The organism is Nocardia sp. NPDC057227, from assembly GCF_042669725.1.
GTDB lineage: Bacteria > Actinomycetota > Actinomycetes > Mycobacteriales > Mycobacteriaceae > Nocardia > Nocardia asteroides_A.
Map to the genome: position 1 here is coordinate 44,357 of NZ_JBHUXA010000003.1, position 26,018 is coordinate 70,374.

Annotated in this window: 28 protein-coding genes; 11 read left to right on the plus strand and 17 right to left on the minus strand. The window is 72.4% G+C overall.

Annotation, left to right across the window (positions count from 1 at the left end; all coding sequences use genetic code 11):
• Positions 1-5 precede the first annotated feature (5 nt).
• From ACFUJ1_RS06065 to ACFUJ1_RS06080, 4 genes are all read right to left on the minus strand, one after another.
• Positions 6-869 carry an ABC transporter permease gene (locus ACFUJ1_RS06065; protein ID WP_378643075.1) on the minus strand — a complete coding sequence of 288 codons (864 nt, stop codon included), beginning with the start codon at positions 867-869 and terminating at the stop codon, positions 6-8.
• Between the two features lies 1 nt (position 870).
• Positions 871-1,725 (minus strand): MlaE family ABC transporter permease, encoded by an 855-nt coding sequence (locus ACFUJ1_RS06070; protein WP_378643077.1) that lies wholly within the window; start codon positions 1,723-1,725, stop codon positions 871-873.
• A gap of 116 nt (positions 1,726-1,841) precedes the next feature.
• Positions 1,842-2,048 (minus strand): hypothetical protein, encoded by a 207-nt coding sequence (locus ACFUJ1_RS06075; RefSeq protein WP_378643080.1) that lies wholly within the window; start codon positions 2,046-2,048, stop codon positions 1,842-1,844.
• The gene (locus ACFUJ1_RS06080) at positions 2,048-2,272 is read right to left on the minus strand and encodes a hypothetical protein (protein ID WP_378643082.1); all 225 of its coding nucleotides are present in this window, start codon (positions 2,270-2,272) and stop codon (positions 2,048-2,050) included. Before ACFUJ1_RS06080 ends, ACFUJ1_RS06075 begins: the two co-directional genes overlap by 1 nt.
• A 193-nt stretch (positions 2,273-2,465) precedes the next feature.
• Here ACFUJ1_RS06080 and ACFUJ1_RS06085 point away from each other — a divergent pair, with 193 nt between their 5' ends.
• The 7 genes from ACFUJ1_RS06085 to ACFUJ1_RS06115 all read left to right on the plus strand — a co-directional run bounded on the left by ACFUJ1_RS06085 (position 2,466) and on the right by ACFUJ1_RS06115 (position 8,655).
• Positions 2,466-3,362, plus strand: a complete 897-nt coding sequence (locus ACFUJ1_RS06085) for an oxygenase MpaB family protein (protein WP_378643085.1) — start codon at positions 2,466-2,468, stop codon at positions 3,360-3,362.
• An 80-nt stretch (positions 3,363-3,442) separates the two neighbouring features.
• Positions 3,443-3,712, plus strand: coding sequence for a helix-turn-helix transcriptional regulator (locus ACFUJ1_RS06090; protein ID WP_233019657.1), 270 nt, complete (start codon positions 3,443-3,445; stop codon positions 3,710-3,712).
• 1 nt (position 3,713) lies between these two features.
• Positions 3,714-4,244 carry a hypothetical protein gene (locus tag ACFUJ1_RS06095; RefSeq protein WP_378643087.1) on the plus strand — a complete coding sequence of 177 codons (531 nt, stop codon included), beginning with the start codon at positions 3,714-3,716 and terminating at the stop codon, positions 4,242-4,244.
• Complete coding sequence (locus ACFUJ1_RS06100; protein WP_378643090.1) at positions 4,241-5,137, plus strand: ABC transporter ATP-binding protein; 897 nt, start codon at positions 4,241-4,243, stop codon at positions 5,135-5,137. Before ACFUJ1_RS06095 ends, ACFUJ1_RS06100 begins: the two co-directional genes overlap by 4 nt.
• A complete protein-coding gene (locus tag ACFUJ1_RS06105; protein ID WP_378643093.1) occupies positions 5,134-6,321 on the plus strand; it encodes an ABC transporter permease in 1,188 nt (395 codons plus the stop codon). Before ACFUJ1_RS06100 ends, ACFUJ1_RS06105 begins: the two co-directional genes overlap by 4 nt.
• An 88-nt stretch (positions 6,322-6,409) precedes the next feature.
• Entirely contained in the window at positions 6,410-7,540 is a 1,131-nt protein-coding gene (locus ACFUJ1_RS06110) for a phosphotransferase family protein (protein WP_378643095.1), read from the plus strand.
• A 2-nt stretch (positions 7,541-7,542) separates the two neighbouring features.
• On the plus strand, positions 7,543-8,655 hold the full coding sequence (locus tag ACFUJ1_RS06115) for a hypothetical protein (protein WP_378643098.1): 1,113 nt from the start codon (positions 7,543-7,545) through the stop codon (positions 8,653-8,655).
• Between the two features lie 20 nt (positions 8,656-8,675).
• On the opposite strand, the gene ACFUJ1_RS06120 is transcribed toward ACFUJ1_RS06115, so the two are convergent.
• The 6 genes from ACFUJ1_RS06120 to mqo form a co-directional block, all read right to left on the minus strand.
• Positions 8,676-9,098, minus strand: coding sequence for a cobalamin biosynthesis protein (locus ACFUJ1_RS06120; protein WP_378643101.1), 423 nt, complete (start codon positions 9,096-9,098; stop codon positions 8,676-8,678).
• Entirely contained in the window at positions 9,091-10,608 is a 1,518-nt protein-coding gene (locus ACFUJ1_RS06125; RefSeq protein WP_378643104.1) for a cobyrinate a,c-diamide synthase, read from the minus strand. Before ACFUJ1_RS06125 ends, ACFUJ1_RS06120 begins: the two co-directional genes overlap by 8 nt.
• Positions 10,602-11,216 (minus strand): cob(I)yrinic acid a,c-diamide adenosyltransferase, encoded by a 615-nt coding sequence (gene cobO / locus ACFUJ1_RS06130; RefSeq protein ID WP_378643106.1) that lies wholly within the window; start codon positions 11,214-11,216, stop codon positions 10,602-10,604. Before cobO ends, ACFUJ1_RS06125 begins: the two co-directional genes overlap by 7 nt.
• 21 nt (positions 11,217-11,237) lie before the next feature.
• Positions 11,238-13,379, minus strand: a complete 2,142-nt coding sequence (locus tag ACFUJ1_RS06135; protein WP_378643754.1) for a VWA domain-containing protein — start codon at positions 13,377-13,379, stop codon at positions 11,238-11,240.
• Positions 13,380-13,460: 81 nt separating this feature from the next.
• Positions 13,461-13,910, minus strand: a complete 450-nt coding sequence (locus tag ACFUJ1_RS06140) for a GNAT family N-acetyltransferase (RefSeq protein WP_378643109.1) — start codon at positions 13,908-13,910, stop codon at positions 13,461-13,463.
• A gap of 12 nt (positions 13,911-13,922) precedes the next feature.
• A complete protein-coding gene (mqo, locus tag ACFUJ1_RS06145) occupies positions 13,923-15,377 on the minus strand; it encodes a malate dehydrogenase (quinone) (RefSeq protein WP_378643111.1) in 1,455 nt (484 codons plus the stop codon).
• Positions 15,378-15,624: 247 nt separating this feature from the next.
• On the opposite strand from mqo, the gene ACFUJ1_RS06150 reads away from it, so the two are divergent.
• Entirely contained in the window at positions 15,625-16,677 is a 1,053-nt protein-coding gene (locus ACFUJ1_RS06150) for an alpha/beta hydrolase (protein ID WP_378643113.1), read from the plus strand.
• Between the two features lies 1 nt (position 16,678).
• Here ACFUJ1_RS06150 and ACFUJ1_RS06155 read toward each other — a convergent pair whose 3' ends face one another.
• The 6 genes from ACFUJ1_RS06155 to ACFUJ1_RS06180 form a co-directional block, all read right to left on the minus strand.
• A complete protein-coding gene (locus tag ACFUJ1_RS06155) occupies positions 16,679-17,242 on the minus strand; it encodes an alpha/beta hydrolase (RefSeq protein WP_378643116.1) in 564 nt (187 codons plus the stop codon).
• A gap of 61 nt (positions 17,243-17,303) precedes the next feature.
• On the minus strand, positions 17,304-17,696 hold the full coding sequence (locus ACFUJ1_RS06160) for a PIN domain-containing protein (protein WP_378643118.1): 393 nt from the start codon (positions 17,694-17,696) through the stop codon (positions 17,304-17,306).
• A complete protein-coding gene (locus ACFUJ1_RS06165) occupies positions 17,693-17,968 on the minus strand; it encodes an AbrB/MazE/SpoVT family DNA-binding domain-containing protein (RefSeq protein WP_378643121.1) in 276 nt (91 codons plus the stop codon). The genes ACFUJ1_RS06160 and ACFUJ1_RS06165 overlap by 4 nt, the downstream gene beginning before the upstream one ends.
• Before the next feature lie 62 nt (positions 17,969-18,030).
• Complete coding sequence (locus tag ACFUJ1_RS06170; protein WP_378643123.1) at positions 18,031-19,569, minus strand: cobyric acid synthase; 1,539 nt, start codon at positions 19,567-19,569, stop codon at positions 18,031-18,033.
• A complete protein-coding gene (map, locus tag ACFUJ1_RS06175; protein WP_378643125.1) occupies positions 19,566-20,429 on the minus strand; it encodes a type I methionyl aminopeptidase in 864 nt (287 codons plus the stop codon). Before map ends, ACFUJ1_RS06170 begins: the two co-directional genes overlap by 4 nt.
• A 19-nt stretch (positions 20,430-20,448) precedes the next feature.
• Positions 20,449-21,714, minus strand: a complete 1,266-nt coding sequence (locus ACFUJ1_RS06180; RefSeq protein ID WP_378643128.1) for a PucR family transcriptional regulator — start codon at positions 21,712-21,714, stop codon at positions 20,449-20,451.
• A gap of 168 nt (positions 21,715-21,882) precedes the next feature.
• Between ACFUJ1_RS06180 and ACFUJ1_RS06185 the strand changes: the two genes are divergently transcribed.
• The 3 genes from ACFUJ1_RS06185 (at position 21,883) to ACFUJ1_RS06195 (ending at position 25,554) form a co-directional block, all read left to right on the plus strand.
• Entirely contained in the window at positions 21,883-22,620 is a 738-nt protein-coding gene (locus ACFUJ1_RS06185; RefSeq protein WP_378643130.1) for a MerR family transcriptional regulator, read from the plus strand.
• A 70-nt stretch (positions 22,621-22,690) separates the two neighbouring features.
• Positions 22,691-23,701 (plus strand): LLM class flavin-dependent oxidoreductase, encoded by a 1,011-nt coding sequence (locus tag ACFUJ1_RS06190; protein WP_378643133.1) that lies wholly within the window; start codon positions 22,691-22,693, stop codon positions 23,699-23,701.
• A 71-nt stretch (positions 23,702-23,772) separates the two neighbouring features.
• Positions 23,773-25,554 (plus strand): hypothetical protein, encoded by a 1,782-nt coding sequence (locus ACFUJ1_RS06195; RefSeq protein WP_378643136.1) that lies wholly within the window; start codon positions 23,773-23,775, stop codon positions 25,552-25,554.
• Between the two features lie 13 nt (positions 25,555-25,567).
• Here ACFUJ1_RS06195 and ACFUJ1_RS06200 read toward each other — a convergent pair whose 3' ends face one another.
• Positions 25,568-25,945 (minus strand): DoxX family protein, encoded by a 378-nt coding sequence (locus ACFUJ1_RS06200; protein ID WP_378643138.1) that lies wholly within the window; start codon positions 25,943-25,945, stop codon positions 25,568-25,570.
• Between the last annotated feature and the right edge of the window lie 73 nt (positions 25,946-26,018).

The window sequence follows — 26,018 nt, forward strand, 5'->3', positions numbered from 1 at the left end:
CCCCCCTACCCGGAGATCCGGAAACCGGGGTCGATGCCCCAGATTGCGAGTGTCAGCACAAGATTCGCGAAGACCATCAGGACGATCACCATCTTGATCGCCTGCCCGGCCGCCACCCCGACGCCCTCCGGCCCGCCGCTGGCGGTGTAGCCGTAGTAGCACTGCACGAAGGTCGCGATCAGCACGAAGATCACCACCTTCAGCACCGAGAAGAAGACGTCGGTGCCGATCAGGAACTGGAAGAAGTAGTGGTCGTAGGTGCCCGCCGAGGTGCCGCCGAGGAACAGCACGGAGAGCTTGGTCGCCAGGTACGCGGTGGCCAGCCCGACCGTGTAGAGCGGGACGATGGTCACCGTTGCGGCGATCATCCTGGTGGTCACCAGGTACGGAAGCGGCCGGATGGCAATGGATTCCAGCGCGTCGATCTCCTCGGAGATGCGCATCGAGCCGAGCTGCGCGGTGAACCGGCAGCCCGCCTGGATGGCGAAGGCCAGCGTCGCCAGGATCGGTGCCAGCTCGCGCGTGGTGGCGAAGCCGGAGATGGCGCCGGTGAGCGGGCCCATGGTGAGCAGGTTCAGCGCGTTGTACGACTCCATGCCGACGGTCAGCCCGCCGAACGCGCAGAGGATGATCACCACCCCGACGGTGCCGCCGCCGACCACCAGCGAGCCGTTGCCCCAGCCGACGTCGGCGGTGAGCCGCAGCACCTCCTTGCGGTAGTGCCGCAGCACGAACGGGATCGCCGCCAGCGCCTCGACGAAGGTCAGCGCGTGGTGCCCGAGCCGCATGTTGGCCCGGTAGGGCACCGCAAGCACCTGCCCGGTGCGGCGCAGCGGCCGCAGCGCGGGCGGGGTGTACGAGCTGCCCATCTCAGATCACCTTCGTCGGGAAGAGTGTGTTGTAGAGCTGCGTGAGGATCACGTTGGTGGCGAACAACATCAGCGCCGAGGTGACCACCGCGGAGTTCACCGAGTTGGCGACGCCACCCGGCCCGCCCTTGGTGTGCAGCCCGATGTCACAGGCGATGATCGCGGTGAGCAGCCCGAAGATCGCCGCCTTGACCAGCGCGACGATCAGGTCGTTGGCGACCGCGAAGGAGGCGAACGAGCCGATGAAGGAGCCGGGCGTGCCGTCCTGGGCGTAGACGTTGAACATGTAGGCGGTCGCGAAGCCGACGAAGACCACGAAGCCGCAGAGCAGGATGCTCACCAGGATCGCGGCGACCAGCCGCGGCGCGACCAGCCTGCGCACCGGGTCGACGCCCATCACCTTCATGGCGTCGATCTCCTCGCGGATGGTGCGCGAGCCGAGGTCGGCGCAGATCGACGACCCCACCGCGCCCGCGATCATCAGCGAGGTCACCAGCGGGGCGCCCTGCCGGATGATGCCGAGCCCGGCCACCGCGCCGATGAAGGTGGTCGCGCCGACCTGGTTGACCAGCGCGCCGACCTGGATCGAGACCACCACCGCGATCGGGATGGCGACCAGCACGGTCGGCGCCGCCGAGACGCCGACCATGAAGGCGCACTGCTTGATGAACTCCTGGTACGGGAAGCGGCGCTGGATGATCGCCTCGAAGAGCCCGATCAGCGCGTCCCGGCCGAGCAGCACCTGCCTGCCCAGGGTCTCCAGGGCCCGCTGCGGATGCCTGCGCCACAGCCCGCGCAGGTCGTCGAAGGCCCGATCCAGGTCGGTACGACCGGCCGGTCGCTGGGTGATGGTCACGCTGGCCTTTCTTGCCGGAGCCCTGCGTATGTTAATACGGATTCCGCTGATGCGGACCCGAAACAACCAGTTGACATGAGAGACTCGGGCTCGGATGTTTCGCGATGTTCGCTATGTCAGAGCGGAAGGAGGGGAAGCAGGTCCTGCCCGGTGAGGCCGCGCTGCAGCAGCACGAGCAGGATGCCGAGGAGCAGCACCCCGGCCGCGGCGCCCGCCAGCACGGCGAGCCAGAGGCCGAACCGGAGCACGGGGTTCACCCGGATCCGGCCGCCGAGGATCTTCACCAGGATCACGACGATGTCGATGATCCAGACCAGCGCCATCACGCCATCGTCACGTTCGCGAAGAGCAGCACCGGCCAGCACACGATCGACCCGAGGAACGAGACGATCACGTCGATGCCGTGCAGGTTCCGCAGGTGCGCGGTGTGGGTGATGCTCCAGATGACCCCGACGACGCCGTAGGGGATACCGAGGATGATCAGCGTCCCGATGAACTCGGACACCTTCATCTCGTAACTCAACAACCGGTCGAGCTTCGCGAGCACGTACCGCTCCTTCCGTTCTCCGCCACGGCGGAACGCTGCGATAGTACGCACGATCTCGCCGATCTGGAAAGAACATCCCGACACTTATTTCGCCTCTGAGTTCTGAAACGCCACTAAAACGCCGGGTATCCGGCTTCTCAGGAGTGCGAATCACCGATAACATACACGGGAGCACCCGATCCGGAGGAGACCGATGACCGCCGCCGAACCGCTGCCCGCCCGCGTGCTCACGCTGGAGCGGACGCGTATCCCCATCCACGGCGCGCACCGGCCGTTCACCAAGCGGCCGCTCGCGCTCGGCGACGCGCTCGACTTCTGGCAGTTCGCCGGCGCCGCGGCCAATGTGGTGATGCAGATGGCACATCCGGGCGTCGGGTACGGCGTCGCGGAGAGCCGGGTGGAGTCGGGGGCGCTGATGAAGCACCCGTGGAAGCGGGCCCGCACCACCACCCAGTACCTCGCGGTCGCCATCCTCGGCACCGAGGAGGAGCGGAACACGCTGCGCGAGGCGATCAACGTCGCGCACCGGCAGGTGCGCTCGGAGCCGGGCGCGCCGGTCAAGTACAACGCCTTCGACCGCACGCTGCAGCTGTGGGTCGCGGCCTGCCTCTTCATCGGTTTCGAGGACACCTACCAGCTGCTCAACGGCCGGATGAACGACGAGCAGCGGGAGGCGTTCTACGCCACCACCTCGACGCTCGGCACCACGCTGCAGGTGACCGAGGACCAGTGGCCGCCGACCCGCGCCGCCTTCGACGAGTACTGGGTGCGCGCCTGCCAGGACGCGGTGCTCGACGAGTACGTCCGCACCTACCTGGACGCGCTGCTGAACCTGCGGATGATCCACTGGTACATCCGGATTCCGTTCCGCGGGCTGCTGCGGTTCCTCACCACCGGCTTCCTGGCGCCGCACTTCCGCGAGCAGATGGGGCTGCGCTGGACCGCGGCCGACCAGCGCCGCTTCGAGCACCTCTTCGTCTTCGTCGGCTTCGTCAACCGCTTCATCCCGCGGCCGCTGCGGCACAGCGGCAGCCTCGGGCTGATGGCCGACGCGCGCAGGCGGATGCGGCGGGGCAAGCCGCTGATCTGAGCGCACCGCCGAACGCCGCTACCTTCGGGTGGCGGCGTTTTTTCTTGACAGATCGTTGGGTTTTCACAACACTTCAATGTATGAGCCCAGTGCGACGGGGGGAAACCCGTCCGATCTTCAACCGCATCGCGGTGCTGCGCGCCGAGCGCTCGCTGAGCCGGGCCCGGCTGGCCGAGCTCGTCGAGGTGAACCCGCAGACCGTCGGCGCGCTGGAGCGCGGCGACCACTACCCGAGCCTGGACCTGGCGCTGCGGCTCTGCGAGGTGTTCGGGCTGCCGGTGGAGGCGGTCTTCGCGCGCACCGAGTTCACGCCGTTGTCGGCCGAGATCTATCGACGTACAGGAGAGTGAGATGTCCGCGACCGATCTGCTCGCGAACTATCAGGAATTCCGGACCAGGCGATTCCTGCGCAACGAGGCACGCACCGGCACCTGGCTGCCCGGCTGGCGCACCCGCTCCCGCCGCCGCGCGCTCGTGCTCGCGCTGGCCGCGCTCTTCGCGGCGATGGTCGCCGTCGGCGCGGTGTGCGTGGGGAACATGCGGATCGGGCCACTGCTCTGGATGATTCCGGTGCTGCTCTTCCTGCCGACCTGGACGGTGCTGCAGGTGGTGTCGAGCAGGCAGAGCGACGCGCCGCGGAACGCGCTGGACGAGTACGAGGTCGCCGAGCGCGACGCCGCCAGGTCGATCGGGCTCACCGTCACCCAGAGCGTCGCCATCGTCCCGGCCTTCGCACTGGTCATCGGCGCCTCGCTGGAGTCGCTGAGCGTCGGGTTCGGCTACGCCTGCGGGCTGTGGACGATCACGGCGCTGCTGATCGGCGGCTGTTCCCCGGCCATGATCCTGGCCTGGAACCGGCCCGACCCGGAGGCGATCCCGTGAGCGGGACACTGGAGCTGGACGGGCTGCGCAAGCGGTTCGGCGAGGTGACCGCGCTGGACGGGGTCGGGTTCGCGGTGGCGCCGGGCGAGATCTTCGGCTTCGTCGGCAGCAACGGCGCTGGCAAGACCACCACCATGCGGATCGTGCTCGGCGTGCTCGCCGCCGACGCGGGCAGCGTCCGGCTCGGCGGCCGCCCGGTGGACGCGGCGCTGCGCCGGACCATCGGCTACATGCCGGAGGAGCGCGGGCTCTACCCGAAGATGAAGGTGGGCGAGCAGCTCGAGTACCTCGCCGAGCTGCACGGGTCGAGCAGGGCGGAGGCGCGGAAGGCGGTGCGGCGCTGGACCGAGCGGCTCGGCGTGGCCGATCGGAGCGGCGACACCGTCGACTCGCTGAGCCTCGGCAACCAGCAGCGGGTGCAGCTGGCTGCCGCGCTGGTGCACGACCCGGCCCTGCTGGTGCTGGACGAGCCGTTCTCCGGCCTCGACCCGGTCGCCGTCGACGTGATGAGCGCGGTGCTGCGGGAGAAGGCCGACGCCGGGGTGCCGGTCGTCTTCTCCAGCCACCAGCTGGAGCTGGTGCAGCGGCTCTGCGACCGGGTCGGGATCATCGCGGCCGGGCGGATGCGGGTTACCGGCTCGGTGGCCGAGCTGCGCGCTGGCGGGCAGCCCCGGCTGCTGGTCCGGGCGCCGGACGCCGCGCCGGACTGGGCGGCCACGCTGCCCGGCGTGCTCGGCTGGGAGCGCGACGGCGACCGCACCGTGCTCACCCTCGCCCCCGACGCCGACGACCAGGCGCTGCTCGCGGCGGCGCTGCGCACCGGCCCGGTGCGCGAATTCGCCCCGCAGCAGCCGACCCTGACCGAACTGTACCGAGAGGTGGTGGCGGGATGACCGCGCCGAACCGGCTGCGCACCGTCGCCCTGATCGCCCGGCGCGAGTTCCTGGTGCAGGTGCGCGCCAAGAGCTTCCTGATCAGCACGGGGGTCGTGCTGCTCGCGCTGGTGGCCGGGATCGCCGGGATCGCGGCCTTCGGCGGTGACGCCGAGGAGCGCACCGCGACCGTCGCGGTGGTCGGGGACGATTCGCTCACCCCGTGGCTGGAGAGCTCCGGCGCCGCCATCGGGACCGCGGTCACCGTGGCGGTCGTCCCGGACGAGCCTGCCGCGCGCGACGAGGTCACCTCCGGTGGCGCCGATGCCGCGCTGGTTCCCGGCACCGGCGGCGCGGTCGTGGTCACCGAGACCGGGCTGGACGACGAGCTGCGCGCGGTCCTGGCGAGCGCGCTGGCCGGGCACGCACAGGAACAGGCGCTGCGCGCGCTCGAGGTGGACCCGGCGGCGGTGCGCGCCGCCGCCGAGGTGCGGCTGGACGAGCGGGCCATCGATCCGCCGGACCCGGCCGCCGGGGAGCGCGCCGTGCTCTCCATGTCGGTGGCGTTCGTGCTCTACCTGCAGATCCTGCTCTTCGGGGTGTACGTGGCGATGGGCGTGGTCGAGGAGAAGTCGAGCCGGGTCGTCGAGGTGCTGCTGGCGACGGTGCGGCCGCTGCAGCTGCTCTGGGGCAAGATCATCGGGCTCGGCGTGGCCGGGCTGCTGCAGCTCACGCTGTACGGGGTGGCCGGGGTCGGCACCGCGCTCGGCACCGGGGTGCTCACGCTCACCGGCACCGCGCTCGGCACGCTGGCGGGCGCGCTCGGCTGGTTCGTGCTCGGCTTCCTGTTCTTCGCGGTGCTCTACGCGGCGGCAGGCTCGCTGGTCTCCAGGCAGGAGGACGTCAACTCCACGACGACGCCGCTCACCGTGCTCATCGTCGCCATGTTCGGCATCGCCTCGGTGGCGGTGCGCGACCCGGACGGCACCCTGAGTGCCACGCTGAGCTGGGTGCCGCCCTTCTCCGCCATCCTCATGCCGCTGCGGATCGCGGCCGGGGTGGCGACGCCCGCGCAGATCGCGGGCACCGTCCTGCTCATGGTCGCGGTCACCGCCGGGCTCTCGCTGCTCGCCGCCCGGGTGTACGAGCGATCGGTGCTGCGCACCGGCGGGACGGTCTCCTGGCGGCAGGCGCTGCGCGGGTAGCGCCACGGTTTTCTCCCCGTTTCCCCCTCCGCCCCAACTAGAACACGTTACATTCACCGCCGGGGGCGCGGGAGCAGGAGGTACCGGGATGGGCGACGAGGCCGACCCGACGCAGCGACACCGATTGACCGTCAGCGCGGGCGATCTGGACGATTTCGGCGCGCGCCTGACGGCGTGGCTGGACGAGCGGGTGAGCGCGGACCACCCGCCCGCGGTGACCGTGACCGGCCGCCCGGAGTCCGGCGGCATGTCCAGCACCACCATCCTCTTCGACGCGCACTGGACCGTCGACGGCCGCGCCGAGGGCGGCTCGTTCGTGGCCAGGATGGCGCCGGAGGCGGCCGCCTTCCCGGTCTTCCCCGAGTACGACCTGGCCGCCCAGTTCCGGGTGATCTCCGAGGTCGGCGCGGCGAGCCCGGTCCCGGTGCCGCCGCTGGTGTGGCTGGAGGAGAGCGCCGCGCCGCTCGGCACGCCGTTCTTCGTCATGCGCCGGGTGGACGGCGTCGTCCCGGCGGACAACCCGCCGTACGTCTTCGTCGGCTGGCTCTTCGACGCCACCCCGGAGCAGCGCGCCGAGGTCGGAAAGGCCACCGTCGACGTCATCGCGGACGTGCACGCCATCCCGCACGCCGAGGCCCGCTTCGGGCTGCCATCCGGGCCGGGGCAGCCGCTGCGCAGGCACGTGCGGGCCCAGCGCGCCTGGTACGACTGGGCGCTCGCCGACGACGGCTACCACATCCCGATCATCGAGCGCGCCTTCGACTGGCTGGACGCGAACTGGCCCGCCGACCCCGGCCCCGCGGTGCTGTGCTGGGGCGATGCCAGGCCGGGGAACATCATCTGGGAGGAGTGGCGCCCGCTCGCCGTGCTGGACTGGGAGATGGCCGCGATCGTGCCGCGCGAGGTCGACCTGGGCTGGATCATCTTCATCCACCGCTTCTTCCAGGACATCGCGGAGCGCTTCGAGCAGCCGGGGCTGCCCGACTTCCTGCGCCGCGCGGACGTGGTGGCGCGGTACGAGTCCCGCACCGGCCACACCGTGCGCGACCTCGACTTCTACCTGGTCTACGCGGCGCTGCGGCACGCCATCGTGATGGCGCGGATCAAGCGCAGGATGATCCACTTCGGCGAGGACACCGACACCGCCGACCGCGACGACTACGTCATGCACCGGGCGAGCCTGGAGGCGCTGCTCGACGGAACCTATCGCTGGGAGTGACCGTGACCGACTACGCCGCCACGCCGGGCCCGCTGGACGAGTACCCCATCCACCAGGCCCCGCTCCCGCTCGCCCGGGTGACCACCGGCGACCGCAACTTCTACGACCGCTCCTACCTGAACGCGCACGACCGGGACGGCACCTTCCTGATCGCCGGGCTCGGCACCTACCCGAATCTCGGTGTGGTGGACGCGTTCCTGACCGTCCGGCGCGGGCAGAGCCAGCGCGCGGTGCGCTTCTCCGACGCCATGGGCCCGCGCTCGCTGGAGCAGCGGGCGGGCGGGATCCGGCTGGAGGTGCTGGAGCCGCTGCACCGGCTGCGGCTGATCTGCGAGCACGACGACCTCGCCGCCGACATCACCTGGACCGGGGCCTTCCCCGCGGTGCAGGAGCAGCCGCACCTCATGCTGGCCGGGGCGCGGCCGGTGCTCGATGCCAGCCGCTTCGCCCAGGTCGGCAGCTGGGCGGGGACGCTGACGGTGGAGGGCACCGATATCGCCGTCGACCCGGCGGTGTGGACCGGGACGCGGGACCGCTCCTGGGGGATCCGGCCGGTCGGCGAGACCGAGCCGGCGGGGCGGGCCGCCACCGAATCGGCGGGCGGGTTCTGGTGGCTCTACGTGCCGCTGCGGTTTCCCGAGTTCGCGGTGGTGGTGATCGTGCAGGAGTTGCCGGACGGGCGGCGCACGCTGAACGACGCGCAGCGGGTGTTCCCGGACGGGCGGGTCGAGCAGCTCGGCTGGCCGCGGATCACGGTCGAGTACCGCAGCGGGACGCGGTCTCCGGTGCGGGCACTGCTGGAGCTGACGACGCCGGATGGGAAGCCGCTGCCGATCGAGGTCGAGGTCGGCACCGGGATCGCGCTGCACGTCGGCTGCGGGTACGGCGGTGATCCGGACTGGCAGCACGGGCAGTGGAAGGGGCGGGGGTGGTCGTCCAGCAGTCGGTACGACCTCACCGACCCGGAGATCGTGGCCAGGGCGCCGTGGGGGGTCAGCGATTTCGTGGCGCGGGCGCGGTGCGGGGAGGTCGAGGGATGGGGGTTGTTCGAGCACGCGAGCATCGGGCGGCACGATCCGAGCGGGTTCGCCGATCTCGGGTCGGTGGCGCCGTAGTCGGTGCGCGGCGGCGGCAATCAGTGCGCGGCGGCGACGGTGACGGTGCCCGCGTACGGCGTCTTCGGGACCACGAGCGGGCCGCTGCCCGCGAGCAGGGCGGCGGCCTCGGCGACGCTCGGGTAGCGGCCGGGGTTCGGCACCGGGACCGTCGCGAGCTCGGCCGCGGTGTAAGCCAGCAACGGGACGCCGAGCCGCTCGGCCGCCGCGCGCGGGCCGGGCTCCGCCGCGCGGGTGTCGAGGGTGGCGAGGAAGGCGACCTCGTGATCGCCGAGCACGGCGTGGATGGCGGCGAGGATCGTCGTGCCCGGTGTCCCCGGCCGGAGCCCGATACCGACCGCGAACTTCGGCATGGCTGGGCCGCGAGGCTCGCTGTCCGGCGTCGGCGGCGCGGCGAACCGCGCGCCGCCGGGCTCCTGGCGGACCGCGGCGGGCTCAAGCATCGATTCGGGTGGCGGCGAAAGCGGTTGCGGCGGCGGTGAAGCGGGCGATGGCTGCGGGGTCGCCCGCGGGGTGCGTGTGCAGGTAGGAGGCGTGCACCGCGTGGGTGATCGCACCCTCGGTGACCGGGCCGCCATCGCTGCCGCGCCAGCCCCAGGCCCGCACCGGGGCGCCGGTGCGGAGCAGCCGGGTGCGGTGGAACTCGTGACCGCGCACCCGCTGCCCGGCCCGCCAGAGCGGGGAGTCGGCGAGCGCGACGGCGTCTCGGTAGCCGAGGGTGAGCCGGGGGCCGAACTCGGCGTCGGCGTCGATCACCCCGGCCATGCGGTGCCCGTCGAGGGAGCGGGCCAGGTAGAGCAGCCCGGCGCACTCCGCGTGCACCGGGAGCCCGGCCGCGGCGAGCGCGGCGACCTCGTCCAGCAGCGGGGTGTTCGCCGCCAGCCGCTCGGCGTGCTCCTCCGGGAAGCCGCCGGGGACGACGAGCGCCGCGGTGCCCGGCGGCAGCGGGTCGTGCAGCGGGTCGAACACCTCGACCCGCCCGCCCGCCGCATCCAGCAGCTCCCGGTGCTCGGCGTAGCCGAAGGTGAACGCCGCTCCCCCGGCCACCGCCACCACCGGACGCGCGTGCTCCGCGGCGGCGGGCGACCACGCGGCGAGCCCGGCGCCGCCGGTCGGCGTCCGGGCCGACCCGCCCGGCTCGGCGGTGCGCGGCGGACCGCCGCCGGGACGGCCCGCCGATGTCGGCGGGCCGAGCGCGTCGACGGCCTCCCGCAGCGCCGCGGCCGGGTCCCAGGCTTCGCCCGCGACGGCGGCACCGGCGAGGGCGGCGACGGCGGCGAGGTCGACGTGCGCGGCCACGAGATCGGTCATGGCGGCGACCGCCGCACGCGCGGGGGCGCCGTGCTCGACGGCGGGGATGAGCCCGAGGTGCCGGGATGGCAGCTCGAGCTCGGCGAGCCGGGGCAGCGCCCCGAGTACCGGCAGCCCGACCCGCTCGCAGGCCGAGCGCAGCACCTGCTCGTGCCGCTCACTGCCGACCCGGTTCAGGATCACCCCGCCGAGCCGGACCCCGCTGTCGTAGGTGGCGAATCCGTGCAGCAGCGCGGCCAGCGACTGGCTGTGCCCGCGCGCGTCGACCACCAGCACGACCGGCGCGCCGAGTACGCCGGCGACCTGCGCCGTCGAGCCCTCCGCGATCGGCCCCGCGCTCTCGTCGATACGCCCGTCGAAGAGCCCCATGACGCCCTCGACCACGGCGAGGTCGCACCCGCGCGACCCGTGCCGGTACAGCGCGGGCACCCGCTCGGCGCCGACGAGCACCGGATCCAGGTTGCGGCCCGGCCGCCCGGCGGCCAGCCCGTGGTACCCGGGGTCGATGTAGTCCGGCCCCACCTTGAACGGCGCCACCCGGTGCCCGGCCCGCCGCAGCGCCCCGATCAGCCCGGTTGCCAGCGTCGTCTTGCCGCTCCCCGATGCGGGCGCGGCAATGACGACGGCGGGAACACTCACCATTCGATCCCGCGCTGTCCCTTGCGCCCGGCATCCATGGGGTGCCTGACCTTGGTCATCTCGGTGACCAGATCGGCTGCTTCGAGGAGCGCGGGCGGGGCGTCCCGGCCGGTGATCACCACGTGCTGCTGCCCGGGCCGCTCGACCAGGGTGCGCACCACCTCGTCCACGTCGACCCAGCCCCACTTGAGCGGGTAGGTGAACTCGTCGAGCACGTAGAAGCGGTGCTGCTCGGCCGCGATCCGCCTGGCGATCTCCTGCCAACCGGCCAGCGCGGCTGCCGCGTGGTCGTCCTCACTGCCCTGCTTGCGGGTCCAGGACCAGCCCTCGCCCATCTTGTGCCACTCCACCGGCGCGCCCGCCCCGGTCTGCTCGTGCAGCGTGCCGAGCGTGCGGAACGCCGCCTCCTCGCCCACCTTCCACTTGGCGCTCTTCACGAACTGGAAGACGGCGATGTCGAAGCCCTGGTTCCAGGCGCGCAGCGCCATCCCGAAGGCGGCGGTCGACTTGCCCTTGCCCGGCCCGGTGTGCACGGCGAGCACCGGCTGGTTGCGGCGCTGCCTGGTGGTGAGGCCGTCGTCCGGGACGGTGGCCGGAATGCCCTGCGGCACGGAGATCTCCTTCGGAACGGGTCAGGCGGCGGCGCGGACCACGCCGGCGACGGCGTCGCCGGTGAGCTCGGCGAGCCGCACGCAGCCGCCGCCGAGTTCGCGGGCAAGTTCGGCGGCGAGCCCGAGCCGGACCAGGCCGCGCTCGCAGTCGACCACCATGGCGGTGACGGCGTCCGCGGCCAGCCCGCGGGCGGCGGCGCGGGCGCGCGGCAGCGGCTCGACGCCGCCGGTGGCCCTGCCGTCGGTGAGCAGCACCAGCATCGGGCGGCGGCGCGGATCGCGCACCTTCTCCCTGCCGACCAGGGTCCGCGCGGCGAGCAGCCCGGCCGCGAGCGGGGTCTTGCCGCCGGTGCGCAGCCCGGCGAGCCTGCGCACCGCGATATCCACCGACGAGGTGGGCGGGAGCACCAGCTCGGCCTCGCTGCCGCGCAGCGTGATCACCGCGACCTTGTCGCGGCGCTGGTAGGCGTCGCGCAGCAGGGTGACGACGGCGCCGGTGACGGCGCCGATCCGGTCGCGCGCGGCCATCGAGCCGGAGGTGTCGACCAGGAAGATCACCAGGTTGCCCTCGCGGCCCTCGCGGTGCGCGCCGCGCAGGTCGTCGGCGGCCAGCCGCAGCGGGCCGGTGACCCGGCCGCGGGCCAGCTGCTGCGGGGCGGCGGCGAAGACGGTGCCGAGCAGGTGCAGGCCGGTTCCGGTGGTCGCGGTCGGGCGGACGACGCGGCCGAGGCGGCTCTCCGCGCGCGAGCGGCGGCCGGGGGCGCCCTCGCCGATGCCGGGGACCTCCCAGCGCGGGGCCGCGACCCTGGCGGAGACCGGAGTTCCGGCGCGCTTCTCGCGGCCGCCGGAGCCGGGGCCGTCCGGCGGGGAGTCGGGGTCGTCGTCGGTGCCGTCGGGGCCGGAGCGCTTCCGGCCGGGGCCGGACTCGGGGCGATCCGCGGGGTCGGCGCCGGGACCACCGGCTGGATCGGAGCCGGGACCGTCGGCAGAGTCGGCGTCCGGGTCGCCTGCGGCCGAATCGCCGGACTCGCGGCGCGAGTCGTCGGTGGCCTCCGATCCGTGCCCGCCACCCGCGGAATCCGGCCCACCGCCGTTCGCCGAGTCCCGCCCGGCACCGGGCGCACGGTCCGCCGCGCCGTCGGCGGTATCGGGGCCGTCCGCACCGGACGCCGACCCCGCCTTCTCCACCTCCGCGGCGGCATCCCGCATGGCCTCGTCCAGCTGCTCCCCGGTGATCCCCGGCTCGTCGAACGGATCCCGGCGACGCCGGTGCGGCAGCGCCAGCTCCGCCGCGACCCGCACGTCCTCCTCGGTCACCACATCGGCCCCGCGCCAGGCCGCGTGCGCGGTGGCGGTCCGCGCGACCACCAGGTCCGCGCGCATCCCGTCGACGTCGAAGGCGGCGCAGAGCGCGGCGATCCGGCGCAGCTCCGCATCGTCCAGCCGGACGTGTGCGAGCCGGTCGACGGCGTCGCGGATGCGCAGCGCCTCGGCGCGGTCGGCGCCTGCGTAGCGGGCGGCGAACCCGGCCGGGTCGGCCTCGTAGTCGAGCCGCCGCCGCACCACGGCCATCCGGACGTCGACCACGCGCGAGGCGGCCACGTCGACGGTGAGCCCGAATCGGTCGAGCAGCTGCGGCCGCAGCTCCCCCTCCTCCGGGTTCATGGTGCCGACCAGCACGAACTTCGCCGGGTGGGTGTGCGAGACGCCGTCCCGCTCGACGTGCACGCGGCCCATGGCTGCGGCGTCGAGCAGCACGTCGACCAGGTGGTCGTGCAGCAGGTTGACCTCGTCCACGTACAGCACGCCGCGGTGCGCGGCGTGCAGCAGCCCGGGCCGGAACGCCTGCTCGCCGTCGCGCAGCACCCGCTCCAGGTCGATCGAGCCGACCACCCGGTCCTCGGTGGCGCCGACCGGCAGTTCGACCAGCCGGGCCGGGCGCGAGCCGGTCTCGTCCACCACCGGCGGCAGCAGCTGGGCGAGCGCGCGCACCACGGTCGACTTGGCGGTGCCCTTCTCGCCGCGGACCAGCACGCCGCCGATCCCGGGGTGCACCGCGCACAGGATCAGCGCGAGCTGCAGCCGCTCCTGCCCGACGACCGCGGAGAACGGGAACCCCGCCTCGGCGGGCGGGGCGGGATTCCCGGTCTCGATCTCTTCCATCTGGTACACCGACACGGCTCCGACTCTAGGCGCGGCGGGGGCGCCGCCGGACACCGCCTCGGCCTGCCGAGGGCTCCGGGCTCACCCGCGCCGCATGGGGGTGTGCGGGATGCCGTCCTCCACGAACTCCGGGCCATCGGCGGTGAAGCCGTGCTTGGCGTAGAGCTCGACGAGGTGGCTCTGCGCGTTCAGCCGCACGGGGTGCGAGCCGACCTCGGCCAGCGCGGCCTGCAGCAGCCGGGTGGTGTAGCCCTGGCCGCGGACCGGCCGCGCGGTGCAGAGCCGCCCGATCCGGAACGACTTCACGCCGTCCTCGTGCTCCTCCAGCAGCCGGAGCGTGGCGATGACCGTGCCCTCGTCATCGAGCCAGAGGTGCCTGGTCTCCGGGAGCAGGTCGCGGCCGTCCAGCTCCGGGTACGCGCACTTCTGCTCGACCACGAAGATCTCCACGCGCAGTTTCAGCAGCTCGTAGAGGGTGGCGGTGTCCAGATCCTGGGCCCAGGACCGCTTGAGCGCAACCGTTGAGATCATCGACTCTTGCTATCACACCTGGGCGGGGGCCGCGACTCCCGCGGTGTCCAGATTGAGCGTCTTGCTGGTCCAGCTCCACACCTCGCGGAACAGCTCCGTGTTCTCGGAGAGCTTGACGCCGAGCGAGGGCACCATCTCGCGCAGCTTCGGGGTCCAGCCCTCGTACTCGTTCGGGAAGCAGCGCTGCAGTACGTCGATCATGGCGCTGACGCCGGTCGACGCACCCGGCGACGCACCGAGCAGCCCGGCGATCGTGCCGTCGCCCGCGGCGATCACGGCGGTGCCGAACTCCAGCACCCCGCCCAAGCCCTTGCGCCGGATCACCTGGACGCGCTGGCCCGCGGTGATCAGCTCCCAGTCCTTGCCCTTGGCCCGCGGCACGAACTCGCCGAGCGTCTCCACCCGGCCCGCCTCGGACTTGAGCAGCTCGGAGATCAGGTACTTGGTCAGGCTCAGCTCGGTGACGCCGACGCCGAGCAGCGAGAACAGGTTGTCCGGGCGGATCGACTTGAACAGGTCGGTGTTCTTGCCGTCCTTGAGGAACTTCGGTGTCCAGCCCGCGTAGGGGCCGAAGAGCAGGCCGTTGCGGCCCTTGATGACCCTGGTGTCGAGATGCGGCACCGACATGGGCGGGGCGCCGACGGCGGCCTTGCCGTAGACCTTCGCGTGGTGCTGCCCGATGAGCTCCGGGTTGGTGCTGCGGAAGAACTGGCCGCTCACCGGGAAGCCGCCGAAGCCCTTCGCCTCCTTGATGCCCGCCTTCTGCAGCAGCGGCAGCGCGCCGCCGCCCGCGCCGACGAAGACGAAGCGGCTGATCAGCGTGCGGGTCTGCCTGGTGCGGACATTGCGCACCCGGACCAGCCACTGGCCGTCGGATTGCTTGGACAGGTCGAGCACCTCGTGCCCGAAGGCCAGGTCCACCCCGGTGCGGCCGAGGTAGGCGAGGAGCTCGCTGGTGAGCGAGCCGAAGTCGATATCGGTGCCCGCGTCGGTCCAGTTCAGCGCGACCGGGTCGCTGTAGTCGCGGCCGCGCGCCATGAGCGGCAGCCTGCGGGCGAACTCGTCCGGGCTGTCGATGTACTCCATGCCCTCGAAGAGCGGGTGCGGCGCCAGCGCGTCGTAGCGGGCGCGCAGGTAGCGCACGTTGTCTTCGCCGTGCACGAAGCTGACGTGCGGGATCGGGTTGATGAAGCGGGATGGCTCGCCGAGCAGGCCGTTCTGCACGCCGTAGGACCAGAACTGGCGGGAGACCTGGAAGCGCTCGTTGATGTCGACGGCCTTGCTGATGTCGACGGTGCCGTCGGGGTTCTGCGGGCTGTAGTTCAGCTCGCAGAGCGCGGAGTGTCCGGTGCCCGCGTTGTTCCACGGGTCGCTGCTCTCGGCCGCGGCGGCGTCCAGCCGCTCGAAGAGCGAGATCGACCACTCGGGCTGCAACTGCCGCAGCAGTGCGCCGAGTGTGGCACTCATGATGCCTGCGCCGATGAGTACGACATCGGTTTTCTGGGTCTGAGCAGCATTCGGCACGGGTGTCGACTTCCTTGTCACTCTGCGCGGTTGCCCGCGGCTTCCGGCTGGAGGTTACCCACCGTTCACCTGTGCCCAATTGTGCACCTCGGGAATCGGCGTTCCCGCAGCGAACCTGCCGAATGTGACATAGATACCTCCCGGTAAGCCGGGCTCGGCAGGGCGCTTCCGCCGCGATAGATTGGGCACTGTGACGAACGAAACCTCGCTCGACCCGGCGCGCACCTCGTCCGGTGGCGACCCGTGGCAGCCGGATGTCCTCGGCACGAACTACCAGCAGCGCACGCTCCCGCTCGGCCCGGATCCGGACGGCGAGGGCGAGATCTTCGGCACCCTGGTGCGCTACCGGCCCGAGGAGACGGCGTCCAGCCCCGCTGACACGGAGACGCCGGCCGTGCTCTATCTGCACGGCTTCACCGACTACTTCTTCCAGCAGCACGTGGCCGAGCACTTCGCCGCCCGCGGCCACCGCTTCTACGCGCTCGACCTGCGCAAGTGTGGCCGCTCGCTGCGCGATGGGCAGAGCCCGCACTTCGTCACCGACCTGGCCTCCTACGACGCGGAGCTGGACGAGGCGCTGCGCATCGTGCGCGCCGAGACCGGCGCCCCGGTGCTGCTGGTGGCGCACTCCACCGGCGGGCTGATCCTGCCGCTGTGGCTGGACCGGCTGAACGCCCGCACCGGCAGCGCCGCCGCGGGCGTGATCGGGCTGGTGCTGAACAGCCCGTGGTTCGACCTGCAGGGCCCGGCGTACTACCGCAGCGTCGGCACCCCGGTGATCGACGTGCTCGGCCGCTTCCGCAAGACGGCGGCGCTGCCCGCCCCCGCGATCACCGCCTACGGCGACAGCCTGCACCACACGGTGTCCGGGGAGTGGGAGTACAACCTGGACTGGAAGCCGCTGAGCGGCTTCCCGGTGCGGTTCGGCTGGCTGCGCGCCATCCGCCGCGGCCACGCCAGGCTGCACCGCGGGCTGAGCATCGGGGTGCCCGCGCTGATCCTGCGCTCCCGGCTGACGAAGTTCGCCAGGCAGTACGGCCCCGCCGTCGACGTGGCGGACGCGGTGCTCGACGTCGAGCAGATCCAGCGCTGGTCCGGCTGCCTCGGCGACCGCACGAACATCGTGCCGATCGAGGGCGCGCGGCACGACGTCTTCCTGTCGAGCGAGAAGCCGCGGGCCGAGGCCTTCGGCGAGCTGGACAACTGGCTGGACTGGCTGGCCGCGTTCCGGACGTCCGGCTAGCTCACCAGGGGCTGGTGCGCAGCACGATCTCGGTCGCGAACTCGTGCGTGGCCTCGGCGGCGACATCGTCGACGTCCAGCTCGACCACCCGGAACTCGCCGTAGACGAAGCGGCCGGAGCCGTCCGCCACCGCGCGGGTGGTGCGCTTGGTGACCACCATGGTCACCGGCAGCTCCATCGGCCGAACCGCGGAGTCGGCGACGGCGCCCTCGGTGTCGGCGCCCGCCGGGTGCCCGCGGTCGGCGACGGTCAGGCTGATGAAGCGGCCGAACGGCCCGGCGCAGAGCTGCCAGGCGAGTTCGGCGCCGCGGCCGTACCCGGCGACGTGGGTGTAGGGCACGCTCAGCTGGTCGAGCACCGCGTGCAGGTCGGCCGGTTCCAGCCCGTCGACGCTCTCCGGCGTGACGGTGCGCAGATCCGAGACGTGCAGCCGGGCCGCGACCCCGTCGAAGACGTCGGGCGGGGCGCCCGCGTCCGGCAGCAGCAGCACGGTGTGCCTGGAGTCCGGGCCGTCCACCCGGACCGTCCAGGAGCGGTCACCGACCGTGATCTGGCGCGCTGTCATGACCGGAAACGGTACACGGCCGCCCGATCCGCGATGCCGGGTTCGCCCGGATAGCGGGCGCTCAGGAGAGCAGCCGCATGCCCGCGTGGTCGCCCGCCTCGGGGTCGAAGGTGACGGTGCGGTCGCACCCCGCCTCCCGGCCCAGCTGCTCGACCAGCGCGTCGGCGAAGTCGGCGCCATCGGCGGCGCGGCGCAGCGCCTGGCGCACGGTGTCGGCCCGCTCGACCACGATCTCGGCCGAGTCAAGCAGCCCGAGCAGCACATCGGTGACGGCCTCCGGGGTCTGCCGGTAGCCGCGGCGCAGCACCCAGTAGATCTCGGCGAGCACCAGCATGGTGAGGTAGCCGGGGTCGCTCTCGGTGAGCCCGTCGATCACGGCGTTGGCCCGGGCGGACTGCTCCGGGTCGTCCTGGGTCAGGTAGCGGATCAGGACATTGGCGTCGAGGCCGATCATCCGCGCGGCCGTTCCACCACGTTGCCCGCGACCGCGGCGTCCATCTCGGCCAGCTCCAGCGGCGCCGCGCCCCAGCCGACGATGCCCTTGAGCGCCTTGACCGTCCTGGTCTCCGGCACCAGCTCGTAGCTGCCGTTCGGGGTGGGCACGAAGGCCACCCTGACCCCCGCGCGCAGCCCGAGCGCCACCCGGACATCCACCGGAATGGTGATCTGCCCCTTGCTGGTCACCGCCGCGGACAGCACCGGCCCGCCGCGTTTGCGCTCCGCCACCGCACCCCTCCTTACGAACCCCGCCGATCCTTACCAGAAGGTAAGGGGCACTGCCCGGTTCGTCAACAGGGCGCGGTGAGCCCGCTGCCGATCACCGGCAGCCCGGCGGGCGGGCCGTCGGCGAGCAGCCGCTCCAGCGCCGGCAGGTCGGCGTGCTCGGTCACCAGGTCGGCGAGCAGGTCGAGCTGGGCGGTGCGCAGCGCGGCCACCGAGACGTCGGCCGCCGGTTCGAAGCCGGTGCGGCCCGCCGCGGCGGCGACGGTGCGCAGCCAGCCGCGGCGCAGCTCGTCGCACTCCAGCAGCCCGTGCAGGTGGGTGCCCCAGATCGCGCCGCGGACACTGCCTTCCGGCTGCCCTTCCAGCTCCAGCCAGGCGGGGTCGCCGGTGCGGGTGACCCGGCCGTGGTGGATCTCGTAGCCGTGCACGGGGATCAGCGACCCACGTTCCCGCCCGGCGCTGCGCCGCAGCACCTTCGGGTCGGCGAAGGTGACCTCGAGGTCGAGCAGCCCGAGCCCGGGCACCGCGCCCGCGCCGGACTCCACCGGGTCGACGATCCGGCCGCCGAGCATCTGGTACCCGCCGCACACCCCGAGGATCGGCTTTCCCTCGGCCGCCCTGGTCCGCAGGGCATCGGCGAGCCCCGTGCGGCGCAGCCAGGCCAGGTCGTCGACGGTGGCCTTACTGCCGGGGAGCACAACGAGATCGGCACCGGCGAGCCGGGAGGGCTCGGTCACCCAGCGCACCGCGGTGCCCGGTTCGCAGGCGAGCGCCTCCACGTCGGTGGAGTTGGAGATGCGCGGGAGCCGGATCGCGGCGACCGACAGCCACTCCCGGCCGCGCGGCGGGGCCGGGCGGCCGACCGGGGCGTCGGCGACGGTGCCGAGCGAGTCCTCGGCGTCCAGCCAGAGCTCGTCGGCGTAGGGCAGCACGCCGAGCGTGGGGCGGCCGGTGAGCGCGGCGAGCTGGTCCAGCCCGGGGCGGAGCAGCTCGACGTCGCCGCGGAACTTGTTCACCAGGAAGCCCGCGATGAGCCGCTGGTCGTCGGGCTCCAGCACCGCGACGGTGCCGAAGAGGTGGGCGAGCACCCCGCCGCGGTCGATGTCGCCGACCACGATCACCGGCAGCCCGGCCGCGCGCGCCAGCCCCATGTTGGCGAGATCGGTGGCGCGCAGGTTGATCTCGGCGGGCGAGCCGGCGCCCTCGCAGATCACCGCGTCGAAATCGGCGCGGAGGGCGGCGAGTTCGTCGGCGACGACCGCGCGCAACGCGGTCCGGTGCCGGAAGTAGTCGCGCGCGCCGACGGTGTCGACGGCCCTGCCGCGCACCACCAACTGGGAGCGGTGGTCACCGCCCGGCTTGAGCAGGATCGGGTTGAACCGCACGCTCGGTTCCAGCCCGCAGGCGCGGGCCTGCAGCGCCTGTGCCCGGCCGATCTCCCCGCCGTCCAGCGTGACGACCGAGTTGTTGGACATGTTCTGCGCCTTGAACGGCGCCACCCGGACCCCGCGGCGGGCCAGCGCCAGGCACAGCCCGGCGACGACGACGCTCTTGCCCGCGTCCGAGGTGGTCCCGGCGACGAGCAGCGCGCCGCCGGGCGTCACGGCAGGGTGAGGATCTCGGCGCCGGTCTCGGTGACCACGAGGGTGTGCTCGAACTGCGCGGTCCAGCGCCGGTCCTTGGTGACCACGGTCCAGCCGTCGTTCCAGACCTCGTAGTCGATGCCGCCGAGGTTGATCATGGGCTCGATGGTGAAGGTCATCCCCGGCTCGATGATCGTCTCCACGGCGGGCTGGTCGTAGTGCAGGACAACCAGGCCGTTGTGGAAGGTCGGGCCGACGCCGTGGCCGGTGAAGTCGCGGACGACGCCGTAGCCGAAGCGGTTGGCGTAGGACTCGATCACCCGGCCGACGACGTTCAGCGCGCGGCCCGGCCGGACCGCCTTGATCGCCCGGTTGGTCGCCTCCTCGGTGCGCTCCACCAGCAGCCGGACCTCCTCGTCGACCTCGCCGGCCAGGTAGGTGGCGTTGGTGTCGCCGTGCACGCCGTCGATGTAGGCGGTGACGTCGATGTTCACGATGTCGCCGTCCTGGATCACGGTGGAGTCCGGGATGCCGTGGCAGATCACCTCGTTCAGCGAGGTGCAGCAGGACTTGGGGAAGCCCTTGTAGCCGAGGGTGGAGGGGTAGGCGCCGTTGTCGATCATGTACTCGTGCGCGATCCGGTCCAGCTCGTCGGTGGTGACGCCGGGGGCGACGGCCCTACCCGCCTCGGCCAGCGCGCGCGCCGCGATCCGGGAGGCGAGCCGCATCTTCTCGATGGTCTCCGGAGTCTGCACCCAGGGCTCGGAGCCCTCGACGGCCGTCCGCTTGCCCACGTACTCGGGGCGCTCGATGGCGCGCGGCACCTCCCGCTCGGGCGAGAGCGTGCCGGGAACGAGGGGCTGGCGAGTGCGCACGGACATGAAGACAGGGTAGTCCGCGTCAGCCGGTCGCGGCGGGCAGCTCCGGGATCGGCACCGGGCCCACCCCGCTCTCGTAGGTGTTCGCCACCAGGGCCGCCCGCAGATACCAGAGCCCGTCCAGGTTCATCGGGTCCAGCCCGGTGTACTGGGCGATCCGGCGCATCCGGTGGTCGATGGTGTTGGCGTGGATGTGCAGCGTGCGCGAGGTGCGCTGCCGGTTGCGGTCGTTGCGCAGGTGCACGACGAGGGTGTTCAGCAGCTCCGGCTGCGCGCGCAGCGGATCGAGCACCGCGGCCAGCCTGCGCCTGCCCGGCCCGGGGCGGGTGATCTGGTACTCCACCGCCAGATCCGCCATCCGGTAGAGCCCGGCCGGGCGGTGCAGCCGCTGGGCGAGGTCGAGCAGCTGGTGCGCGTCCCCGGTCGCGGCGGGCACCTCACCGGTGAGCGCGTGCACGACCGTGCCGAGCAGCGGGACGCCGGCCGCCCGCTGCAACCCGTCGAGCAGGTCGGCGGCGGGAGCATCCACCAGCCGGTCCTCGGCGAGCAGCACGGTGCCGCCCTCGGGGCCGAGCAGCGCGGGCGGCGGGCCGCCGGGCCTGGTGGCCAGCTCCAGCCGCATCCGGCGCAGCCTGCGCCGCGCCTCGCGCTCGTCGCGGACCGCGCGGTCGTCCAGCGTCTCGGTGGCGACGCCGAGCGCCAGCACCGCGTAGGCGTCCGCGGTCGGGAAGCCGCTGCCGCGGAGCTGCGCCGAGCCCGCCTCGCCCGCGATCAGCGCGCTCGCCAGCTGGCCGCCCGCGTCGTCCCGCGCGGTGCCCTGCGCCCGCACTTCGCGCAGGTAGCTGCCGGTGAAGGCGGTGACGATGCGGTCGAGCACCTCGGCCAGCCGCTGCCCGGCCACCACCATGGCCCTGCTGTCCGCGCCGGTGGCGCGGGTGCCGAGCAGCTCGAGCACGAAGCGGAAGCCGAGGTGGGTCGCGTGCTGCACCGCCTCCAGGTCGACGCCCTCGGACGCCCAGTCGCCGATCCGGGCGCGCAGCCGCTCCGGCACCTCGACGGCCGGGCCGCCCTGCAGCGCGACCGCCACCAGCTCCAGGCACCCCCGGATCACCTCGGCGGCCTCGCGCCGGGACGCCCCGCACGGCATGGTCGCCCCGCGCGGCGCGGCACCGCCAGCGACGTGCCCGAGTAGCTGGTGCGAGAGCCGGGGATCGTGGCGCAGGTAGCCCGCGGCGGGCATTCCGGCGATCCTGAGTTCCCTGGTCGCGCACGGGCTGCTCGTCCGCATCCGTCCTCCGTACTATCGTGACTCAACTCTCTCAGTAATAACTGTAACTATAGGTGGACATATTCGGCTACAGACATTTCCCGCCAGCCGATCCCGTCGTCATTGAACGAAGCATGGAAAAATGACTCAGTATCTACTGAGACAGTTGGTCGGATCGAGAGGAAATGGATGACCGGCAGGGAGTACCGGGTCGCCGAACTGGCGGAGGCAGCGGCGGTACCGGTGCGGACGGTGCGCTACTACCAGGAGCGCGGCCTGCTCGCGCCGCCCGAGCGCAGGGGCCGGAACGCCTTCTACGGCGAAACGCACCTGGAGCGGCTGCGGCTGATCGCCGACCTGCTCGCCCGCGGACACAGCCTCGAGGGCATCGCCGACCTGCTGACCAGCGCCGAACAGGGCGGCGGCGTCTCCGAGCTGCTCGGCTTCGAGTCGGCGGCCGCGACGGCGTGGGGCGACGGGGAGGTCACGCTCGACCTGCAGCAGATGCTGGAGCGGTTCGGCGACCAGGTGACGCCGCAGGCCATCACCGAGGCGGTCGCGCTCGGCTACCTGCGCATGGAGGGCGACCAGTTCGTGTACACCAGCTCGCGGCTGCTGGAGGGGGCATCCGCGCTGGTGGCGACCGGTATCCCGCTGCACGCCATCCTCGCGGTGAGCTGGGAGCTCGAGGCCGCCTTCGACCGGATGGCCTTCGCCTTCGTGCAGATCTTCCGCACGCACCTGGTGCGCAAGGTGCTCGAGCACCCCTCCCCCGCCGAGCTGCACCAGCTCGCCGAGACCCTGGCCGCGCTGCGCCCCAGCGTCCGGCTGATCGCGGACGAGCACCTGGCGCGGGCCATGGATCGGCGGATCGGGATCGACCTGCCGGAGGTGTCCCAGCAGATCAGCCTGGCCACCGGCGAGTAGGGAATCTTCGGCGCACCCCCGGCGTTCCGACAAGTAGTTGACGTAGAAACATCTCGAGACGGGACGCACCGTGGAACTGGGACTCACCACCTTCGCCGAACGCTATCCGGCCGACGGCCGCCCGGCGCCCAGCGCTGCCGAACGGCTGCGCCAGGTCGTGGACGAGGCCGTCGCCACCGAGGCCGCCGGGCTCGACGTCTACGGCGTCGGCGAGCACCACCGGGTCGACTTCGCCGCCTCCGCCCCCGCCGTCGTGCTCGCCGCCATCGCCGCGCGCACCGAGCGCATCCAGCTCACCAGCGCGGTCACCGTGCTCAGCTCCGACGACCCGGTCCGCGTCTACCAGGACTTCGCCACCCTCGACGGCCTCTCGAACGGCCGCGCCGAGCTCATGGCCGGACGCGGCTCCTTCACCGAGTCGTTCCCGCTCTTCGGCTACGACCTGGCCGACTACGACCAGCTCTTCGACGAGAAACTCGCCCTCCTGCTGAAGCTGCGCGACGAGGAGCCGGTCACCTGGCAGGGCAAATTCCGCGCCCCGCTGGACAAGGCGATCGTCTACCCCCGCACCGACAACCGCCCCCTCCCGGTCTGGATCGCCGTCGGCGGCAGCCCCGAATCCGTCGCCCGCGCCGGACTGCTCGGCCTCCCGCTGGCCATCGCCATCATCGGCGGCGAACCCGCCCGCTTCAAGCCGCTGGTCGACCTCTACCACCGCGCCCTCGCCGAAGGCGGGCACGAGAAGCAGCCCGTCGCGGTGCACGCGCACGGCTACATCGCCGACACCGAAGAGGCCGCGATCAGCGAGTTCTGGGAGCCCTACACTCGCGCCATGAACGTCATCGGCCGCGAACGCGGCTGGGGCCGCATGACCCGCGCCCAGTTCGACGGCATGCGCGGCCCGGAGGGCTCGCTCTTCCTCGGCACGCCGGACGTGGTCGCCGAGAAGATCGCGAATGTTCGCGACACCCTCGGACTGGACCGCTTCATGCTGCACACCAGCGTCGGCACCCTGCCTCCGGAGCAGGTGCTGCACACCATCGAACTGCTCGGCGCGAAAGTGGCCCCGCAACTGGGCTGACCTGACGATCGACCGGATGTCGGTTGTTCGGAGGAGTGCGCGCGCGGCACACCGCCGGGCAGGCTGAGTGGATGATCTGGCGGCTGATCGCGCGGTGTGTCGTGCCGTTGCTCTGTACGGCGCTCGCACTCGCCGGATGTTCCGGACCGCCGGAGGTCAGCGGCACCGCGGTCGCGCCGGACACGGACAATGTGATCCGCGCCGAAAACGGTGTGGTCGTGGAGATCCCCGGTGCGGCGCTCAGCGGCGCGGGCAGGGTGCGCGTCACCTCCGCGCGGACGCCGGACGGTGCCGATGGATGGTCGATCGAGCTGGACGGCGCCACGCTCACCGGTTCGGCGACGCTGCGCTTCCCGATCGGCGAGCTCGCCCCCGGCGAACCGGCTCCGCTCGTCACCTTCGCCGAGAGTCCCGACGGGCCGCGCACCATCGCGGCGAACGCACGGGTGGAGAACGGCGAGGTCGTCGTCGACACCACGCACTTCTCGTTCTGGCTGGCCGAACGCTGGAATGAGTTCGCGGGCGCCGCCACTAGCTGGCTTCACGATCGGATCCACGACCTCGGCGTCGGCTCCCCACCGAACTGCCCCGGCGAGCAGGCCGTACGCGACGACGGCTACACGGTGACCAGCGACAGCGGCGACCGCGTGTTCTGGTGCCTCGGCACGGACGCGGGGTCGCCGCTGCTGCGAACGGTGAACGCACGCGGCTACGGCGCCGCGTTCGAGTACACGCCGGGACTGCGTGTCGCGCGGACCGACCGCAAGCAGCTGCTCTCCCATGTCGCCGAGCTCCTGAGCCCCGCCCCGACCCTGCCCGGCAACCGGGTCGAACTGGTACCACCGGGCAACAGCGTCGATTTCGTCGCGTCCCCGCACGTCAGGGGCACCTCGGGTGTCATGGTCACCCCGCACCCCGGCGCCTACCTGCTCACCGCCCTGGATGTGGCGTTCGGCCTCTACGAGATGCTGCTGAAACGGGCGGGAGCGGGCGGTGCCGTCGGCGCCCTGGACCAGACACTGCAGGGGGCGGCCTGCCTCGACGGGTTCACCGCACTGGCCGTCGCGGAGTTGCCCGCGGATCCCACCGGCTACTTCGTCCGAGCCCTCGACATGGCACTGGACTGCGCGGCCACCGCGCTGAGCGGCGCCGAACTCGGTCCGATCAACGCGTTCGTGGTCGCCCCGATCCTCTGGGTCGTCGGAGCGATCCGGGCCGCGCTGGACGGAGCCATCGGCGCACTGGACAGCCTCGACCCCAGCGGCTACCGGATCATCGTCACCGCACCGCGGCGCCCGACCGAGGTGGTGGAGGTCGTCGCCGTGGACGAATCGGGAAATCCATTGTCGGACTGGTCCGTCCGCACCGGCGCGCGGGGACCCCTTGACTGCAGCTACCCCTACCCGGCCAAGTCGTCCAGGGGACGTGACATCGTCCAGTGCGGCGGGACCGCCGACGGCGCCCACACCTGCTGGATCGAACCCGATCGGCAGGGACTCACCTGCGCATTCGATGTCTGGGCGAAGGAGTTCCTCGCCTACCGAGCACGGGCACCCATTCCGGCCGTGCCCGGGGCCGACGGCCCGTCCCCGGAGTGGCTCGAGCTCGACGACGGCACCCGCTGCTCGCAGCGCCACGGCGGAGCGTGGGGCGGGCGCGCCGACGACCTGCGCGGCGCCTACGGCTGCGATGGCGTGCCGTACGTCGTACTCACCGAGTACGACGTGCCCGCCGTTGACACCTCCGCGCCCGAATGGACGGTGCGGGTCGGTGAACTCGGCGATCCGAGGGAGAAGTTTCCGCCGCCCACCGTCCGAGCGGTGACCCGCGCCTACTTCACGGCGTCGCCCTGACGGTCGGCGCGGTTCAGAACGCGTACGGACCGAAGCGGCCCCAGACCAGGAGAGCCGCCAGCGCGAGGTAGAGCGTATTCAGGGCGATGGCGGGGTATTCGCGGTAGCGGTAGTGCGTGGCCATCGCGCCGAGCATGAGCAGCACCCAGCACAGGGCGGTGATCGGTACCAGTACCGGGGCGATGTCGAGGACCGCGGGGAGGATCAGGCCGATGGCCGCGAGTAGCTCCAGGGCGCCGAGGGTGCGGACGGCGGCGGGGTGGGTGTGGCCGGTCCAGGTTCCGCCGGGCGCGGCGGCCAGGGTCGGGATCGGCACGAAGGTCTTGGTCGCGCCGCCGGCCAGGGCCACTGCTGCCAGCAGGGCGGCGGTGATCCAGAGAATGAGGTTCATGCGGGTTCTCCTCGCGATAGGTGTGCCCACGGGACACCGGCGCGAGCTCGGTTGTGACAGGGTTTGTCACAGC

Bases quoted from the DNA above. Each gene is read 5' to 3' on its own strand.
- ACFUJ1_RS06090 (WP_233019657.1), top strand. From the start codon at position 3,443: ATGAGCCCAGTGCGACGGGGGGAAACCCGTCCGATCTTCAACCGCATC.
- ACFUJ1_RS06065 (WP_378643075.1), bottom strand. From the start codon at position 869: ATGGGCAGCTCGTACACCCCGCCCGCGCTGCGGCCGCTGCGCCGCACC.
- ACFUJ1_RS06075 (WP_378643080.1), bottom strand. From the start codon at position 2,048: ATGGCGCTGGTCTGGATCATCGACATCGTCGTGATCCTGGTGAAGATC.
- ACFUJ1_RS06155 (WP_378643116.1), bottom strand. From the start codon at position 17,242: ATGACAGCGCGCCAGATCACGGTCGGTGACCGCTCCTGGACGGTCCGG.
- ACFUJ1_RS06140 (WP_378643109.1), bottom strand. From the start codon at position 13,910: ATGATCTCAACGGTTGCGCTCAAGCGGTCCTGGGCCCAGGATCTGGAC.
- ACFUJ1_RS06195 (WP_378643136.1), top strand. From the start codon at position 23,773: ATGATCTGGCGGCTGATCGCGCGGTGTGTCGTGCCGTTGCTCTGTACG.
- ACFUJ1_RS06095 (WP_378643087.1), top strand. From the start codon at position 3,714: ATGTCCGCGACCGATCTGCTCGCGAACTATCAGGAATTCCGGACCAGG.
- ACFUJ1_RS06135 (WP_378643754.1), bottom strand. From the start codon at position 13,379: ATGGAAGAGATCGAGACCGGGAATCCCGCCCCGCCCGCCGAGGCGGGG.
- ACFUJ1_RS06110 (WP_378643095.1), top strand. From the start codon at position 6,410: ATGGGCGACGAGGCCGACCCGACGCAGCGACACCGATTGACCGTCAGC.
- ACFUJ1_RS06185 (WP_378643130.1), top strand. From the start codon at position 21,883: ATGACCGGCAGGGAGTACCGGGTCGCCGAACTGGCGGAGGCAGCGGCG.
- ACFUJ1_RS06125 (WP_378643104.1), bottom strand. From the start codon at position 10,608: ATGGTGAGTGTTCCCGCCGTCGTCATTGCCGCGCCCGCATCGGGGAGC.
- map (WP_378643125.1), bottom strand. From the start codon at position 20,429: ATGTCCGTGCGCACTCGCCAGCCCCTCGTTCCCGGCACGCTCTCGCCC.
- ACFUJ1_RS06160 (WP_378643118.1), bottom strand. From the start codon at position 17,696: ATGATCGGCCTCGACGCCAATGTCCTGATCCGCTACCTGACCCAGGAC.
- ACFUJ1_RS06120 (WP_378643101.1), bottom strand. From the start codon at position 9,098: ATGCTTGAGCCCGCCGCGGTCCGCCAGGAGCCCGGCGGCGCGCGGTTC.
- mqo (WP_378643111.1), bottom strand. From the start codon at position 15,377: ATGAGTGCCACACTCGGCGCACTGCTGCGGCAGTTGCAGCCCGAGTGG.
- ACFUJ1_RS06200 (WP_378643138.1), bottom strand. From the start codon at position 25,945: ATGAACCTCATTCTCTGGATCACCGCCGCCCTGCTGGCAGCAGTGGCC.
- ACFUJ1_RS06180 (WP_378643128.1), bottom strand. From the start codon at position 21,714: ATGCGGACGAGCAGCCCGTGCGCGACCAGGGAACTCAGGATCGCCGGA.
- ACFUJ1_RS06105 (WP_378643093.1), top strand. From the start codon at position 5,134: ATGACCGCGCCGAACCGGCTGCGCACCGTCGCCCTGATCGCCCGGCGC.
- ACFUJ1_RS06085 (WP_378643085.1), top strand. From the start codon at position 2,466: ATGACCGCCGCCGAACCGCTGCCCGCCCGCGTGCTCACGCTGGAGCGG.